This is a genomic window from Enterococcus sp. AZ188, assembly GCF_050544075.1.
Lineage (GTDB): Bacteria > Bacillota > Bacilli > Lactobacillales > Enterococcaceae > Enterococcus_D > Enterococcus_D entomosocium.
Map to the genome: position 1 here is coordinate 1,595,001 of NZ_CP172943.1, position 15,909 is coordinate 1,610,909.

A 15,909-nucleotide genomic window follows, 5' to 3' on the forward strand; every position below is an offset into this window, starting at 1 on the left:
AGAACTAGAGCGTTTGACTTCTGACCGGAAAGCTCTAGAAGCCAAACGTAGAGAATGGGAAAGATATTCAAATAATAATGAAGAGGTTTTTGCTGAAAAAGAACGCCTGCAGCAGCAATATCAAACATTGCGTTTAAAGAAAGCAATCGTTGAAAAAGAATTCCGACAAATTGATACTTTTTTTGGTTCTTTTGAAGAATTCAATACTAAATTATTGGCTTTCTTAGCTCAGTATACGGGAAAGGAGCTGATTGAAATTGACGAAAGAAACACAGAAAAATCCTCTTGAACCACAACTGATGGATCAGGAAGAGACTCTAGAAGTTCAACCAGAAGAAGTCAATGAGGTCGACGAAAATTCAGCAACCAATGTGTCTACCACAGTTGATGATCGCTCTTTAGTAGAAGACAATGTAGAGGATGATTCTTTCAAATTAGTGGAAGAGGAAGCGGAATATGAAGATGATTACTATGCTGTAAAAGCACAAGATCATCAGCGTATCGAGTCTCTTATTGAACAAGCCGAAAATGAGCTAGCTGATTTAAAATTGCGAAAATCAATCATGGAGGCGGATTTCTCCGGGTTGCTCAACCATTATCGTCATTTGATCTTAACAGAACAAGAAATCTCTGTCATTGCAAAAAAAACCTTGCTTGAGTACTATGCCTATGAATTCTTGAAACCATTAAAAGTGATTCATTTAACAGCTACCGACAATTACGATACCTGGAAGACAAAGCACTTTAATGTCCGCTTTCGTTTAACAGAAACAAAAGAACTAGAGTTTAGTTTTAAGTTAAATCCGATCAATTCAAGTTACCAATCAAACTATTTGCCGCTGTTGACAATCAATTCAAATTCCCAGTCGGTGGTGGTCAACGATGAACAGATTTTACATCTGATCAGTCAATGGCATGCCGATAATATTTTCTCAGTCAATCAACTTTCACTGTTTAATTACGATGTAAATTTGATACTGGCTCATTTAAAAGAATTGGATTTTACTGTCTCGCCAAGTTTGATCGACAATACCCAAACCTTAGCTGTCGATATGGAAACAGATTTTCCTGTTGCAGCGGAAGTCCTTGACCAAATTTTCATCATCACGATGGAAAATCAGTCGTATGATTTTATCACAGAAAACAAAGGCGAGATCCTTGTTCTGCTTGATAAAAATCAGCGTTTGACGATTCATTTGTACACAGAATCAACGTTACTCACGATTGACTCGGATCAATGGAAGCGATCTTTATTGGATTTCTTCACAAGTTATCCGTTTTTGGTTCCGCTTGTCGTTCAAGGTGAAGTATAAATGTTCTAAATTGGTTAAAAGTGCTAGAATGGTTTTTATAACTATTCAGCACTTTTTTTGGAAGGAGCAGTATGATGATAAATAAAGCACTAGGTTTTTATGAAGGACGACCTTTAGATGATCCAGAAGTATTTATTGAAAAGGAATTTCCAATGCCAACTTGTCAGGCAAACGATCTATTGGTGGAAGTGCAAGCTGTTTCTGTGAATCCAATTGACACGAAACGCCGCCAAACAACCACTTTAAGTGAGAAATTCCATATCCAGGGATATGATGCAGTAGGTATAGTACATGAAATCGGCTCAGCAGTTAATGGCTTTGCCGTTGGTGATCGGGTGTTTTATGCTGGAACCACACAACGACCTGGTGCGAATCAAAGGTTTCAAGTCGTTGATTTTCGAATCGCAGCAAAGGCGCCAGCCGGCTTTTCTGACGGTGATCTTGCAGCTATGCCATTAACGAGTATTACGGCATGGGAATTGCTTTTTGAAAAATTTGGGTATGTGCCTGAAGAAAACGCGAATGAAGGATCAATTTTATTGGTCAATGCCAGCGGTGGTGTTGGCTCGATTGCGGCGCAACTAGCAAAATGGGCAGGATTGACAGTCTATGGCACTGCGAGTCCTAAGAACGATCAATGGCTTAAAGACAATCAAGTGGATCAGGTACTGAATCACCGCTTGCCGTTATCTGAACAAATCACTGAACCTTTTTCAGCCGTTGCACTTTTTTATGACGCCTCGGCCTATTTGCCACAATTAACGAAAGCAATCTTGCCATTTGGCAAAGTCGGAATGATCGTGAATACGAAAGAAGCGCTAGATTTAAATCCATTTAAAAACCTCGGCATCGATTTTTATTGGGAGTATATGTTCACAAAAACAGATGCTCAGTTGATGATTGAAACACAAGGGGGCATTTTGCAACGGATCGCCTCGTTGCTCGCTGACAAAAAGATCCATACGACTGCGGTCCAAACGTTTGATGGAGGAATTACCATCGAGACCTTAAAGCACGCTACAAAAGCGGTTGAGCAAGGAACAAAAGGAAAAACAGTGATCACGGGAGGCGTCCGCTAGATGGAAGAAGAGGAAGCGATGCTGTTTTGGAATGAATTTGCGCAAGAATATGCGCAAATTCAAAGAGAATCCCAATTGAAAATTGCCGAAGAGGCAGCAGCTTTTTTGGTGGAGCAGAAAGTGTTTCCGATATCGACCTTCGTTGACTTTGCTGCGGGCACTGGTCGCTACATTTCAGCTTTTTATCCTTTTGTAGATGAGTATTACGCAATTGATTTTTCAAAAGAAATGTTAAAAATCATTGAAGAAACGATGGAAGATCCGATGAGCAAGCTCCATCTGGTTCAGCAGAGCCAAAAAGACTTTTTGTCTGCAGAACAGCACTGGCCTTGTATTTTTATAGCAATGAATCCGGCAGTCAGAGACAAAGAAACATTGCTTCAGTTTCAAAGAAAGGCCCATCAATTAATTATTCTAAGAATGATCGCAGAAGAAGAGAACGTGTTTCAGCCTTATGAAAAAAATCATTCAGCGAAGAACGATCTGAACCTAAATACTTGCTACAAGAAGTGGTTTTCAGAAGAAGCGATCGATTGGCAGAGTCGGCAATTCGAGTATATTTTGAAGGAAGAGATCGATCAAGAATTATTTCATCTTTATTTTGAGGAGGATTATTCATTGGAACAGCGGCAAGAAATGGTTCAACATGTCTTTGGTGAGGCATTGACTGTCGAAAGCCAAACGAAAATCACCTTTGAGCTTCTCTTAGCCTAGGAGAAATCACACAAAGGACATCAAAAAACGAGATTCTGACATAAGATCAAGAAACAGGACAGCAGGTAAGCTTCTGTTGACTGCTGACTGGAAACATCTTATGCTGGAATCTCGTTTTAAAGAGAATTGCTACAATAAAAGGTAGACGATGCTGCCTAATAACAGTAAAAAAATGACATTGACGATAAAAAACAGCTTTTGAAATGTTCCCGCTTCTTTGGGGCTTGCTTGTTTCAATAATTTGTACCCAATCAAATTCGCCAAAGAAGCAATCAATGTACCCATACCACCCACATTGACGCCCAAAAGAACGGCTTTTTCTAAATCGGTGAAAGGAGCAATCAAAATTGCTGCTGGAACGTTAGAAATTCCTTGGGAGAGTAAAATACTACCTAAAAAAGCGCGATGCGTTTCTTGAAAATACGGTCGAATGTGATCGGTGACCAGAGATTGGTCCTGAATATTCCCAACGATCAAGAAGAAGCAAAGGAAGGTAAGTAGTAACCGATAATCAACTTTTGCAAATAATCGTTTATTACTAAACCAAACCACGGCTGCGACGACAAGCACGCCGATTGAAATAGGGAGAACACTAAAAATACCAAGAATCATAAGGACAAATAATCCTGCATTGAGCAGCGCTGGCTTTTTTTCAAAGGGCTCTTCTTGCAGGGCGATTTCCAATGGAGTCTTTGGGATGAGCTGGATCGAAACAAGGAGTAATAGCAAAGAAAGTCCCACAAAGGTGCCGGTAGTCCACATGAATTGTGGCAGCGAAATCTGATAGTAAGAAAATAAAAATAGATTTTGCGGATTTCCAAATGGAAACAGGCTGCTTCCTAAATTGGCTGCCACAATCAAATAGACAGCGCCTAATAAGACACTGGTGCGCTGTTGTTCTTTCCTCGTTAAGAGTAAGTAGATGGGCAATAATGTTAAGATAGCCACGTCGTTTGTTAAAAACATCGAACTGAAGAAGCTTAGCAAGACGATTGAACGGATCAAGTCACGCAGATTGCGACTTTTTTCCACTAATTTTTGTCCAAATGCTCGTAAAAGACCAGCTTCTTCTAACCCATTGATTACTAACATCAACCCAAACAGTGATAAAATCACTTTAAAGTCAATAAATGACAAACGGAAGGTGCCGAAAAAACACGCAATGAGTGCTAGTAACAGGGAAATCGAAAATAATCGATCCGTTCGAAAAAATGCTAACATTCGTTTTCCCATAGTTCACCACCTTTCTTCTCAAGAATTTTACCATTCCCGCGCTTTAGGAACAATAAATAACGCTTTTTCCATATAACTCAAAGGCATTCAGGCAATTTTTATAGTTGACAAACGACCCATTAATTGGGAAATTAGTATGTGAAAGGTGAAGGAGGTTCAAAAATGAATGTTATGCAGCTGCTTGAAAAAAATCAGCAGGTTCATTTTCAAATTTTAGCTGTTTTTTTTCAGAACGGCTCAGAAATCTCTTACAAGAAACTTGCAAAAACATTATCCATTTCCGCACCCACTTTGCAAAAAGAACTTCAAAATCTTCATCAAAATTTAGTCGCTTTCCATGAGGATGCGGCATTGACTTATTTAGAAAATGATCAAGTACAGTTAACACTTCCGCTTGATTTCTCACTAAAAAAATTCTTTTATGCGTATCTTTCAGAAGCAATCGATTTTCAGATATTGTCGTATTTGTTTTTTCATCGAGATGAGTCAACGACGAAAATGATGTTAGAACTGATGTTGAGTGAAGCTTCATTGTTTCGTCGATTCAAAGCCATCAATCAGTTATTGAAAGAATTCGACATCCAATTAAAAAATAAAAAATTGCTTGGGGATGAAAAACAGATTCGCTTTTTCTATTATCAGTTTTTTTCACAAAGTTATCCCAATGAAGAATTGATCGCTCGCTTGAATGCACCAGCCATCAACAATTTGATTCGAGTAATCGAAAAACAGCTACAGACAACGTTTAGTCAATCCGAACGCTGGAAAGTCGGGCTGTGGTTAGGTATTATGGAAGCCCGTTTTGATTATCGTGGCTCGCAGCAGCATGAAGCATCGTATCCATTGTTGAAGTCATTGGAAAATGAAGCGATGTTCCAGCTTTTGCGGAATATATTAGGACGCTATCTCAGTCGTTTTGCCGTATCCTGGAGCGATTATGAAACGGTTTATTTCTATTTATTTTTATTAGCTGAAGGCTTGATTCGCCCTTCACTGGATGACTCCTTGCAAAAATCACTTTTCTTCCAAGAGATCGATGCGTTAAATGGGGAGCTGCTGCAGGCAATTGGTGATAGTGAGAGAAAGACTACAGAAACTTCTACGGAATTATGCGTCTTCTTGACGAGTGTGACGATCCAAGCGTTGTATATTCATGGCGGCATTATTGCCTTTGCTGAATTTCAGCCGCAAAGTGTTGCGAATGAGAGCTTGATTGAAGTGGCACAGCAAGCAATCGAACAGTTGGAGAAAAACGTAAACCAGTCCTTTTCTCTTGAGAAAAAGCAGCATTTGACCAATGAATTGCTTTTGATCCGTCAATGGATTCAAGTAAAACAGGAAAAAGCATTTACGGTCGGCATTTTGTTGACTCAATCACGATTACGCAGTGGCTTTTTGCGGCGTTTTTTGATCAAAGAATTGGCTGGCTATCCGAATATTCATTTTGAGGGGACGAAGGAGAAGGATTATGATTTATTGATCGTTGATCATTCTGAGATCTCGGAAGGCTATCGTTATAAAAAACGATTGATTTTAACAGGTGGGGCAACCCCATTTGAAGAAGAGCGGCTTCATCAAATCGTGGATGAAATACGCAATGAGAACCTTGAAAGCGAGTTGGAAAAGATATGAGAATAGTGATTATTGGAGGCTCTCATGCAGGAATTGCTGCTGCCCGTCATTTAAAAAAAGTTGACCCAAAAGTCGATGTGATAATTATTGAAAAATCAAGCGTTCTGGGTTATGTTGCTAGCAGTTTGAATTTAGTGCTGGAAGGCTACATTCAACGATTGGAAGATTCCCGAACGGCAACTGCGAGTGAGCTTCTTTCTGAAGGAATCAATGTGATGTTAAACAGTGAAGTCACAAAAATCTTTCCGCAAGAACAAACGGTTCATTTTGTCACATCAACGGAATCTTATCAGCAAGAAGACGAAGTGAGTTATGATGGCTTGATTTTGGCGATGGGATCGAGTACTTTCCGTTCGGAGTTTGCCTCAGATGTCGAAGCACATATAACGACCTACAAAACCATTGGTCAATCAAAGCAAGCGTTAGAAAAAATCGAAAGTGCGCAAACCGTGGCGATCGTTGGCGCGGGTCTGATTGGGTTTGAATTGGCGGAATCTTTAAGTGGCCAGCAAAAAGCCGTTCATTTGATTGATCGAATGGATACCCTTTTGTTCCGTTATTTTGATCAAGAAATTGCTGAAATTTTGATGGCGCGCTTTCCAGAGAACTTACAAATCTATCTTAACAGCAATGTCGCCCATACGATCAAAGACGAGAAGGGTGAATATCAAGGAATTGAGCTGTCAAATGGAACGAAGATTCAAGCTGACGTGGTCGTTTATGCCGTAAATCCGCGACCGAATGTCACATTGGTTGAAGACTTTTTAAAACTAAATCTCGATGGCACGGTATTTACAAATGAATATTTACAAACGTCTGACCCAGCGATTTATGCAATTGGTGACCTGGTTTCGATTCCTTTCAATCATTCGGATAGCTCTTTGTATATCCCTTTAGTGACTAATGCTTATCGGACGGGGATCGTAGCTGCCACCAATTTATTGGCAAATGAACGGGGAACGACGAAAATTCCTTTTCCAAAAATGCAACGGACCGTCGTTAGTAAACTGTTTGGCTATTTCGTCAGCAGTTCAGGTATTAATGAGACCGAGGCACCGTATTACGGCTTTGAAGTAGATTCAGTGACGCAGATATTTCATTCTCGGACATTTTTCGCGACAGATGAGGATTTTGAAGTAACGTTAAAACTGATTTTTGATCAGCAAACGAAAGTGATTATGGGGGGACAAATCATTACGAGTGATCGTGGAAGTTTGGAGATCATCAATACGATCTCAACCTTGATCAATAGCAAGACGACCTTGCACCAACTAGCGACAATGGATTACTTTTTCAATCCAACCATTTCTTTCCCTTTGCACTTTTTGAATCAATTAGCCCTTGATGGCTTGTTAAAGTAAAATAATAACTCTTGATAAACCTGCGATGATCGTAGGTTTATTTTTTTTAATTACAGATAATCGGGAAAGACTATCGATTACAATCAGTGACTGGTATCGCGTATTGAAAACAGGTAGGCTTTTGTCGGAGATTGAATTCAACTGGTATCATGATTTTTTGGAAGAAGAAACTCAAAACGAAAACTATAAAACTCGTTCCACGACTAAACTGTTTTTACTCACAAATTCTTATCGATAGACGAATGGTGTTTAGGTGGAGGAGACGGCGCGTCATTTGCTTTTATCTGAAAAGTTACATCACCATTGCATCAGTAAGTGCTGGCTTTACAAGGGTTTCAATAGATGAAAATAATTGCAAATCTAAGTGATCTGTTATTGAATGATCCTCATAAAATGAATATAGTATGAGCGAGCATTTTATAATTAAAGCAATAAAATAGACAATATTGAGATAAAAATAAGTTTTCTCGTAAGGATATAAGAGAAAAACATCACATAATCCTTTTCTTTACACACTCATTTTTTCGAAATTGCGATAGGAAAGGGATTTTTTTAAAAAAATTCTTGTGATTTTAAGTGAAATACGTTACCCTATTAAAGAGAGTGAGAATCATTCTCAATAAGGAGGGCGGGGCATGTTTAAAAAAATCGGATTACTGCTGATCTTTGTTCTTCTAGTGGGTTGCTCCTTGTTGGCAGGCACCCATGAATTGTCTTTATCAGGTTTACAGCAGGGTGATCCGAATCATTGGCTTGTTTTGGTAAAAGTTAGGCTTCCACGGACGATCAGTTTGATCATTGCAGGTGGGATCATTAGTATCTGTGGAAAAATTATGCAACACATGATGCAAAATAAATTTGTGGCCTCGGAGTCGATTGGACTGACGGATAGCGCCCGTTTAGGAATTTTGCTCGTTATGCTCTTTCTACCAAATGCCTCAAATTTGATTCGCACTACAGCAGCATTTGTGTTTGCCTACGCAGGTGTGTTGTTCTTTTTATTTTTAAGCCAATTTCTACCAAAGAAAGATCCAATGATGCTGCCTTTAACAGGGGTGATGTTCGGTAATATCATCGGGGCTATCAGTAGCTTCTTAGCCTATCGCTTCCAATTGGTTCAAAACGTTTCTTCTTGGCTGCAAGGAAATTTTGCCACCATTATGGTTGGACAGTATGAACTTTTGTATTTGACGATTCCCGTTTTCGGTCTATTGTATTTCTTGGCTTATGAGATCACGATCGCCGGTTTAGGAGAAAGTGCGGCTAAGAGTCTGGGAATCAATTACTTGTTCTTGCGTTTTGCTGTATTTGCGCTGGTGGCGTTTGCTAGCAGTATCGTTTTATTGACTGTGGGGCAAATTCCTTTTTTAGGGATCGTTATCCCAAATATGATCGGCATGGTTTTTGGGGATCATTTGAAAAACAATCTGCTTTTGATCAGCTTTGCCGGAAGCGCGTTCTTGCTATTGTGTGATGTATTGGCGAGAATCGTCATCGCACCTTATGAAATGCCGGTCAGTGTAGTTGCCGGCGTACTGGGTGGCTGCTGTTTCTTGATTTTGCTTCTGGGGAGGAAATTTCGATGAAGAAAAAACTCTTTCTTTTGTTGTTTCTGATCCTTTGTGCATGTGGTGCCTATCTGACCTATAACACCTATGGAAACTGGTCATTTGCTTTTGCATTAAGGGGACGCCGAATCTTGGCTTTTGCCTTAGTTGCAATCGCCATCTCCTTTAGTACCATCACCTTACAGACACTGACAAGCAATCGCTATCTGACCCCTGGAATTTTAGGCTTGGACCAACTGTATGTTCTTGTTCAAACCCTTTGTTTCTTTTTTATCGGCGGAATTCAGATGCTGAGCCAAGAAACAGCAACGATGTTTTTGTTTTCTGTCGGCTTAACTGCCGTTCTAGGTAGCTTCTTAATTGGCTTTTTCTATCAAAAAGCAGTCGCTGGGTTGTTTTTGTTATTGATGGCAGGGATGGTCTGTGGCACGATGTTCGGTAGTCTCAGCACCTTTCTGCAAGTGTTGATGGATCCAAATGAATATGATTTACTACAAGGTCGTTTGTTTGCCAGCTTTGGCAATATCAATACCCAGCATCTATTGATTGCTGCCGCGATCATTTTGCTAGGGAGTTTTTGTCTGGTTCTGCTGATTCCAGAATTGAATTTGCTCCATTTAGGAAGTGGGCAAGCCAAAAGTTTAGGTGTATCTGTTCAATGGCTTCATAAAGGTGTTTTATTTTTGATTGCTTTACTGACAGGCACCGCCACTGCTTTAGTTGGTCCAGCAGTTTTTCTAGGCTTTGTGGTGGCAACGATCACCTATCAGCTTTTCCCAACTTATCGTCACGGCTGGTTGTTTTTCGGTGGGAGTTTGATTGGTTTTCTCCTGTTGGTAGGAGGTCAATTCCTAGTGGAACAGGTCTTTCAATGGCAAACGACCATCGGCACCGTGATCCAATTATTAGGCGGTATCTTCTTTATAAGCAAATTGCTGCTGGAAAGGAAAAAATCATGATCGAAACCAAAAATGTATCCAAGAATTATGCAAAAACACAAGTTTTGACGGAATGTTCTATAGCGTTGCCGGAACAGAAAATGATTGCCTTCATCGGGCCCAATGGTGCCGGAAAAAGTACCTTGCTTTCTTTAGTCAGTCGGATGTTGGATCAACGCACCGGTGATATTTATCTGGATGGAACGGAGATTCGTCAATGGAAGTCCAAAGAGCTAGCAAAAAAAATGGCTTTTTTGCAGCAAAGCAATCGCTATGCCGTCAATCTGACTGTAAGAGAGCTGGTGGCATTTGGTCGCTATCCGTATAACCGGGGGCGACAATCGGCAGCAGATGATGGGATCATTGATGACGCTTTGTCTAAGTTATCTCTAACCGAATATAGTGATCAATCGATTCATGAACTTTCTGGTGGTCAGTTACAACGAGTTTACTTGGCGATGATTTTAGCCCAAGATACAGATTATCTACTCTTGGACGAACCGTTAAACAATTTAGATTTAAAACACGCCAACCAGCTGATGAAGCTATTGACAACCTTGGTGGAAGACTATCAGAAAACTGTTGTGATCGTTTTGCACGACATTAATTTTGCAGCACGGTATGCCGATCACATCGTCGCGATGAAAGATGGTCAGATTTTTAAAGCGGCTGACACAGAGGCAGTGATTCAAGAACAATTATTAGAATCATTGTATGAGATTCCAATCAAACTGGTACAAGTGGATGGGCGGCAATTTTGCTACACCTTCCAATAAAAAATATGTTTCAAAGGAGGAAAAAATGAAAAAAATAGCAGTAAGTTTTATGAGTATTTTCGTATTAGCGGGGTTGACCGCTTGCGGCTCGAATAATACAGGGACAACAGATTCAACGGGTACAGCTCAAACCCAAGTAGAAGAAAGTACACAAACGCCGACAGAAGTCGAGATTACGGACAGCAATGGGACTGTCACTGTTCCTTATGCGCCGGAAAAAGTTGTTGTCTTTGACAACAGTGCATTAGATACGATGGATGCACTTGGCCTTGGGGATCGAATCGTTGCTGCCGCAACCAGCAATTTGCCAGATTATTTATCAGCGTATGCGGATGTTGAATCAGCAGGGGGAATCAAAGAGCCTGATTTAGAAAAAATCAATCAACTGCAGCCAGACCTAATCATTATTTCTGGTCGACAACGTGATTTCCAAGAGGAATTGTCTGCAATCGCGCCAACCGTTTTCTTAAGCGTTGACAATAGTGATACTTGGGCATCGATCGAAGCCAACATTACGACCATTGGTCAAATTTTTGGTAAGGAAGAGGAAGCGCAAGAACAACTAGCATCGTTACAAGGTCAGATTGATACCTTGAAGGAGCAAGCGCAAAATGCTGACGAGAAAGCCTTGGTTGTTATGGTAAATGAAGGCAATCTTTCTGCTTTTGGTCCAGGTTCTCGTTACAGTATCTTGTATGACACGTTTGGTTTCCCAGCAGTAGATGAGGAATTAGAGGCGTCGACACATGGACAAAGTATTTCTTATGAGTACTTGCTTGAAAAAAATCCTGATGTCATTTTCGTGATCGATCGGACAAAAGCGATCGGTGGCAATGAAAGCGAAAGTGAATTTGTTGCAAATGAAATTGTTCAAGAAACAAATGCAGGGCAAAACGATCAAGTGATTGAATTGGATGCTGCGGTTTGGTATTTAGCAGGTTCAGGCTTGGAGTCGATCCAACTAATGATGGACGATGTCAAACCAGCCGTTGAATAAATAGGTGAGAAAAATTAAGTAATAAGGGACACGCTTATCAGTTTACTGAGAAAGCGTGTCTTTTTATTCGAACTGTTTCTAGGACCTGCGACTGATTTTTGACAAGTTATCCAGCTTTACTTTACCTGTCGTAGTAATTGATTTATAATTAGTACGACAGATGAAGTAATTTAGGAGGCGATTGCGTGATCTCGAGTGACGGAATTCGCGGCTATAACGACGCAATCATTTTATCCATTCTTTCGAAAGAAGACTCTTATGGATATGAAATATCCAAGCGTATTCGTGAAGGAACAGATGCTTTATATGTGATCAAAGAAACGACGTTGTATTCCGCTTTTACTCGGTTAGAAAAACAAGGATTGATCCGTTCGTATCCCGGAGAAGTGACACATGGCAAAAAGCGGACCTATTACCAGATAACTGCAGACGGAAAAGCAAGCCTTTCGGAGAAACTATTGGAGTGGCAGCAGACGAAGATCGTCGTTGACCAGTTCTTACAAGGAGGAGACAAATGAAAACCATTCATGACTATCTAGACAGCTTATTTTTATCAGTACCCATCACACCGGAAACGAAGAAGGCAAAAGAAGATCTTTTAGCGATTATGGAAGACCATTACTTGGAACTGATTCACCAAGGGAAAAGTGAGCATGAAGCCATCGGTGCGGTGATCAGCGAGTTTGGTTCGGTGGATGAACTGCTGCAAGAGTTAGATGTTTCAAAAGAAGAAGAGCCGATTGATGATTGGTCCGATGCCATCACAGAAGACGATGCGTTTGATTATTGGGGAACTGTGCGGCACTTTGCTTTTTCGTTGTCGATAGGAATCGGCTTTTGTATCGCCTCCCTAGCAGCCCTAATGCTCTTTGTTAGTGTTTATGCTGAGACCTTTGGAATAATGGTGATGTTTCTTTTCATCGCCATCGGGGTTGGTTTTATCATCTCTAGCAGTTTGCACTTTTCCGGTGCTCGTAAGCAGTTAGATGATCGACCAATCAAAAGGGATGCCAAACGAGAAGCCGCTCAGCAACTAGCAAATTATGAAAAAAGTTTTCGTATTGGTCTTGTTTTAGGAATTGGTGCCTGTATTTTATCAATTGCGCCTGTACTTTTAAGTGAATTGTTTTATTATTCTGTTGAGTTTGGTATTTCCTTGTTTTTCTTGACAGTTGCAGTGGGTGTGTTCTTTATTATTTATGTAAGTATTATTCGTACAGGCTTTGCGAAGCTGGCAACTGAGACGTATTTTATTCGTGACGAAGAGAATCTTGGTGATCGAGCAACACGTCATAAATATGGCGAATCCGCTGGTAGAGTTACCTTTTTTCGAACAGTCTACTGGCCAGTGATTTTGGTCGTTTATATGCTTTGGTCCTTCATGTTTCATGCCTGGGCATACTCTTGGGTCATTTTTGTGATTGGTGGTGTCTTAGAGGACTACTTTATCGGTCAGACAAAAGCCAAAAAATAAGAGATGTTTCAACCGAGAGTGGTTTCTTTACTTTTAAAAAAAGGAAGACTATAATACGGCTTGTAACTGAACCAAGCAAAAAGAACAGCGAGAAATAAGATCCTCTCAATGCTTTTTCAAAAGTTCAGAATACAAGAAAAGAGGCAATGGATATGTTAGAAATTCATTATCTGAAAAATGGTAGCAAAGAAATAACAACAATTGAATCCCCAGAGCGCTTTCTCGCAAGTCAATACTTGGAAGTTCCACCTTTTCAAGATCATTACCCAGTCGAAGAAGTTTTTCTAGACGGCAAGCGGATTACATTGAAGGAGCGAACGATCGGTGGATTGTTCAACTATTTCAATACTAAATAAAAAAATTGTCTTTTTCTATGACTCACTTTCCATTGCGAGGAATCATAGGAAGAGACAATTTTTTTTGTTTAATTGAGAATAAGAGATGTAATTGAGAATCTAACAGGTAGGAACTTTGCTTAGAAATGATTAGCCAAATTTATTATTATACTCCATTTGCTTTCAATAAAAAATAAATATGCTCATTTCTGAGGATGATAACATTTTTTTTGACTATTTCTGAATAAACTATTGCATTTTGTAGTTAGATATACTAATAATTAATAGAGATTATTCTCAAATAATTATTCTAATTGGAGGAAATGATATGTCATTAATTGGAAAAGAGATTGGTTCATTCGAAGCGAAAGCTTACCACAATGGAAAATTTATCGATGTTTCATCAGAAGATTTTAAAGGAAAATGGAACGTTGTTTGTTTTTATCCTGCAGATTTCTCATTTGTTTGTCCGACAGAACTTGAAGATTTGCAAGACCAATATGCATCATTAAAAGAATTAGGCGCAGAAGTTTATTCTGTATCAACGGATACCCACTACACACATAAAGCGTGGCATGATCATTCTGATGCCATCAATAAAATCGAATATATCATGATTGCAGATCCTTCTCATGTGATCTCAGAAATCTTTGATGTATTAGACGAAGCATCAGGTTTGTCTCAACGTGGTACATTTATCATCGATCCGGATGGTGTGGTACAAACGGTTGAAATCAATGCGGATGGTATCGGTCGTGATGCTAGTGGTTTGATCGATAAAATCCGTGCCGCACAATATGTCCGTACCCATCCAGGTGAAGTATGTCCTGCAAAATGGAAAGAAGGCGAAGAAACTTTAACGCCAAGCTTAGACCTTGTAGGCAAGATTTAGGAGGCTCTCATGGCATTAGATAAGGCAATCAAAGACCAACTGACGCAATATCTAGCGATGCTAGAATCAGAGGTTGTTTTTGCGGCGACTTTAGGTGAGGATGATTCTTCAACGAAAGTACGTGAATTCTTAGAAGAAATCGCAGAAATGTCGTCAAAAATCACGATTCAAGCTGTAGCAAGTGAACGGACACCAAGCTTTTCGATCAATCGTCCCGGTGAAGAAAGCGGCATCGCTTTTGCTGGTTTACCGTTAGGACATGAGTTCACTTCATTTATTTTAGCGTTGCTTCAAGTAAGCGGTCGTCCGCCGAAAATTGACGAAGCACTACAAAAGCGTATCAAAGCGATCGATAAGCCATTACATTTTGAAACCTATGTCAGTTTGACCTGCCATAACTGTCCTGATGTTGTTCAAGCGTTAAATATCATGGCAGTGCTAAATCCTTCCATCAGCCACACCATGATCGAAGGTGGGATGTTCAAAGAAGAAATTGACAAGAAAAAAATTATGGCTGTGCCAACCGTCTTTTTAGACGGTGAAGAATTTGCAAGCGGCCGACAAACGATCGAACAGTTGTTGGAAAAAGCAGCTGGTCCGACGAGTAAAGATGACTTTGCTGAAAAAGAGCTTTTCGATGTATTAGTTGTCGGTGGCGGACCTGCAGGCGGAAGCGCAGCGATTTATGCAGCGCGTAAAGGCATCAATACTGGGATGGTTGTCGAAACAATGGGTGGACAAGTAATGGAAACCCTGGGGATCGAAAATATGATCGGTACCCCTTATACCGAAGGTCCAAAATTAATGCGTCAGGTAGAAGAGCACATCAACGAATACAATGTAGACGTGATGAAAGGTCAGCGTGCGAAAGATATTCGCCGCAATGACGTCATCGAAGTTGAATTAGAAAATGGTGCAGTATTAAAAACCAAAACGGCCATTTTAGCAACTGGCGCTCGCTGGCGCAACATCAATGTTCCGGGAGAAAAAGAATTCAAAAATAAAGGTGTTGCCTATTGTCCGCATTGTGACGGTCCGTTATTTGCTGGGAAAGAAGTTGCCGTCATTGGTGGCGGAAACTCTGGGATCGAAGCAGCAATCGATTTAGCTGGCATGGCGAAACATGTCTATGTTCTTGAATTTTTACCAGAACTAAAAGCGGACCTTGTGCTACAAAACCGTTTGAACACGTTAGATAATGTGACTGTTATTACGAATGCGGCAACGAAGGAAATTGTTGGATCCGATCATGTCGAACAATTGACCTACGTTGATCGTGAAACGAATGGTGAATTCACTTTAGCTGTGGAGGGTGTCTTCATTTTGATTGGCTTGATGCCGAATACTGAATGGTTAAAAGATCGTGTCGTCTTAAATGAACGCAATGAGATCGTGGTGGACAAACATGGCGCAACCAACATTGAAGGGGTCTTTGCAGCGGGAGATTGTACCGATAGTGTATACAAACAGATCATCACTTCAATGGGTTCAGGTGCCACTGCTGCATTAGGTGCGTTTGATTACCTGATTCGCTCGTAAGTAGGTAAGTAGCTTATTATTTGATCTAGATCAGAAACGTCTCAGGAGCTTCTAGCAG

16 protein-coding genes (1 of these 16 cut by a window edge) are annotated in these 15,909 nt (G+C 40.3%); 15 read left to right on the forward strand and 1 reads right to left on the reverse strand.

Annotated elements, in window-relative coordinates; genetic code table 11:
* The 4 genes from IGI86_RS07365 to IGI86_RS07380 form a co-directional block, all read left to right on the forward strand.
* Nucleotides 1-289: the 3' end of a hypothetical protein gene (locus IGI86_RS07365; protein WP_005236214.1), read on the forward strand. 626 nt of this gene lie to the left of the window's left edge; only the last 289 of its 915 coding nucleotides appear in the window; the start codon falls outside the window, past its left edge; its stop codon occupies nt 287-289.
* A complete protein-coding gene (locus tag IGI86_RS07370; RefSeq protein WP_430617868.1) occupies nt 258-1,313 on the forward strand; it encodes a hypothetical protein in 1,056 nt (351 codons plus the stop codon). Before IGI86_RS07365 ends, IGI86_RS07370 begins: the two co-directional genes overlap by 32 nt.
* Before the next feature lie 71 nt (nt 1,314-1,384).
* On the forward strand, nt 1,385-2,392 hold the full coding sequence (locus IGI86_RS07375; protein WP_430617869.1) for a zinc-binding alcohol dehydrogenase family protein: 1,008 nt from the start codon (nt 1,385-1,387) through the stop codon (nt 2,390-2,392).
* Nucleotides 2,393-3,106, forward strand: coding sequence for a methyltransferase domain-containing protein (locus tag IGI86_RS07380; RefSeq protein ID WP_430617870.1), 714 nt, complete (start codon nt 2,393-2,395; stop codon nt 3,104-3,106). It begins immediately after the preceding gene.
* 129 nt (nt 3,107-3,235) lie between these two features.
* Here the strand turns inward: IGI86_RS07380 and IGI86_RS07385 are convergent, their stop codons facing one another.
* The gene (locus IGI86_RS07385) at nt 3,236-4,339 is read right to left on the reverse strand and encodes an SLC13 family permease (RefSeq protein WP_430617871.1); all 1,104 of its coding nucleotides are present in this window, start codon (nt 4,337-4,339) and stop codon (nt 3,236-3,238) included.
* A 162-nt stretch (nt 4,340-4,501) separates the two neighbouring features.
* On the opposite strand from IGI86_RS07385, the gene IGI86_RS07390 reads away from it, so the two are divergent.
* The 11 genes from IGI86_RS07390 (at nt 4,502) to ahpF (ending at nt 15,851) form a co-directional block, all read left to right on the forward strand.
* Entirely contained in the window at nt 4,502-5,971 is a 1,470-nt protein-coding gene (locus IGI86_RS07390) for a helix-turn-helix domain-containing protein (RefSeq protein ID WP_008381983.1), read from the forward strand.
* Nucleotides 5,968-7,332 (forward strand): FAD-dependent oxidoreductase, encoded by a 1,365-nt coding sequence (locus IGI86_RS07395; protein WP_430617872.1) that lies wholly within the window; start codon nt 5,968-5,970, stop codon nt 7,330-7,332. Before IGI86_RS07390 ends, IGI86_RS07395 begins: the two co-directional genes overlap by 4 nt.
* A gap of 635 nt (nt 7,333-7,967) precedes the next feature.
* Nucleotides 7,968-8,918, forward strand: a complete 951-nt coding sequence (locus tag IGI86_RS07400; RefSeq protein WP_008381981.1) for an ABC transporter permease — start codon at nt 7,968-7,970, stop codon at nt 8,916-8,918.
* On the forward strand, nt 8,915-9,859 hold the full coding sequence (locus IGI86_RS07405) for an iron chelate uptake ABC transporter family permease subunit (RefSeq protein WP_194188808.1): 945 nt from the start codon (nt 8,915-8,917) through the stop codon (nt 9,857-9,859). Before IGI86_RS07400 ends, IGI86_RS07405 begins: the two co-directional genes overlap by 4 nt.
* Nucleotides 9,856-10,614 carry an ABC transporter ATP-binding protein gene (locus IGI86_RS07410; protein WP_008381979.1) on the forward strand — a complete coding sequence of 253 codons (759 nt, stop codon included), beginning with the start codon at nt 9,856-9,858 and terminating at the stop codon, nt 10,612-10,614. The genes IGI86_RS07405 and IGI86_RS07410 overlap by 4 nt, the downstream gene beginning before the upstream one ends.
* Before the next feature lie 25 nt (nt 10,615-10,639).
* Nucleotides 10,640-11,611 carry a siderophore ABC transporter substrate-binding protein gene (locus tag IGI86_RS07415; protein ID WP_008381977.1) on the forward strand — a complete coding sequence of 324 codons (972 nt, stop codon included), beginning with the start codon at nt 10,640-10,642 and terminating at the stop codon, nt 11,609-11,611.
* Between the two features lie 185 nt (nt 11,612-11,796).
* Complete coding sequence (locus tag IGI86_RS07420; RefSeq protein ID WP_016612097.1) at nt 11,797-12,129, forward strand: PadR family transcriptional regulator; 333 nt, start codon at nt 11,797-11,799, stop codon at nt 12,127-12,129.
* Nucleotides 12,126-13,085 (forward strand): permease prefix domain 1-containing protein, encoded by a 960-nt coding sequence (locus IGI86_RS07425; RefSeq protein ID WP_008381974.1) that lies wholly within the window; start codon nt 12,126-12,128, stop codon nt 13,083-13,085. Before IGI86_RS07420 ends, IGI86_RS07425 begins: the two co-directional genes overlap by 4 nt.
* A 152-nt stretch (nt 13,086-13,237) precedes the next feature.
* On the forward strand, nt 13,238-13,441 hold the full coding sequence (locus tag IGI86_RS07430; protein ID WP_008381972.1) for a hypothetical protein: 204 nt from the start codon (nt 13,238-13,240) through the stop codon (nt 13,439-13,441).
* Between the two features lie 307 nt (nt 13,442-13,748).
* Nucleotides 13,749-14,312 carry an alkyl hydroperoxide reductase subunit C gene (gene ahpC / locus IGI86_RS07435; protein WP_005226227.1) on the forward strand — a complete coding sequence of 188 codons (564 nt, stop codon included), beginning with the start codon at nt 13,749-13,751 and terminating at the stop codon, nt 14,310-14,312.
* A gap of 9 nt (nt 14,313-14,321) precedes the next feature.
* Nucleotides 14,322-15,851, forward strand: a complete 1,530-nt coding sequence (ahpF, locus tag IGI86_RS07440) for an alkyl hydroperoxide reductase subunit F (RefSeq protein WP_008381970.1) — start codon at nt 14,322-14,324, stop codon at nt 15,849-15,851.
* Nucleotides 15,852-15,909 lie beyond the last annotated feature (58 nt).

Excerpts from the sequence above, each read along its gene's own strand:
- IGI86_RS07375 (WP_430617869.1), top strand. The coding sequence starts at position 1,385 with ATGATGATAAATAAAGCACTAGGTTTTTATGAAGGACGACCTTTAGAT.
- IGI86_RS07380 (WP_430617870.1), top strand. The coding sequence starts at position 2,393 with ATGGAAGAAGAGGAAGCGATGCTGTTTTGGAATGAATTTGCGCAAGAA.
- IGI86_RS07385 (WP_430617871.1), bottom strand. The coding sequence starts at position 4,339 with ATGGGAAAACGAATGTTAGCATTTTTTCGAACGGATCGATTATTTTCG.
- IGI86_RS07390 (WP_008381983.1), top strand. The coding sequence starts at position 4,502 with ATGAATGTTATGCAGCTGCTTGAAAAAAATCAGCAGGTTCATTTTCAA.
- IGI86_RS07395 (WP_430617872.1), top strand. The coding sequence starts at position 5,968 with ATGAGAATAGTGATTATTGGAGGCTCTCATGCAGGAATTGCTGCTGCC.
- IGI86_RS07400 (WP_008381981.1), top strand. The coding sequence starts at position 7,968 with ATGTTTAAAAAAATCGGATTACTGCTGATCTTTGTTCTTCTAGTGGGT.
- IGI86_RS07405 (WP_194188808.1), top strand. The coding sequence starts at position 8,915 with ATGAAGAAAAAACTCTTTCTTTTGTTGTTTCTGATCCTTTGTGCATGT.
- IGI86_RS07410 (WP_008381979.1), top strand. The coding sequence starts at position 9,856 with ATGATCGAAACCAAAAATGTATCCAAGAATTATGCAAAAACACAAGTT.
- IGI86_RS07415 (WP_008381977.1), top strand. The coding sequence starts at position 10,640 with ATGAAAAAAATAGCAGTAAGTTTTATGAGTATTTTCGTATTAGCGGGG.
- IGI86_RS07425 (WP_008381974.1), top strand. The coding sequence starts at position 12,126 with ATGAAAACCATTCATGACTATCTAGACAGCTTATTTTTATCAGTACCC.
- IGI86_RS07430 (WP_008381972.1), top strand. The coding sequence starts at position 13,238 with ATGTTAGAAATTCATTATCTGAAAAATGGTAGCAAAGAAATAACAACA.
- ahpC (WP_005226227.1), top strand. The coding sequence starts at position 13,749 with ATGTCATTAATTGGAAAAGAGATTGGTTCATTCGAAGCGAAAGCTTAC.
- ahpF (WP_008381970.1), top strand. The coding sequence starts at position 14,322 with ATGGCATTAGATAAGGCAATCAAAGACCAACTGACGCAATATCTAGCG.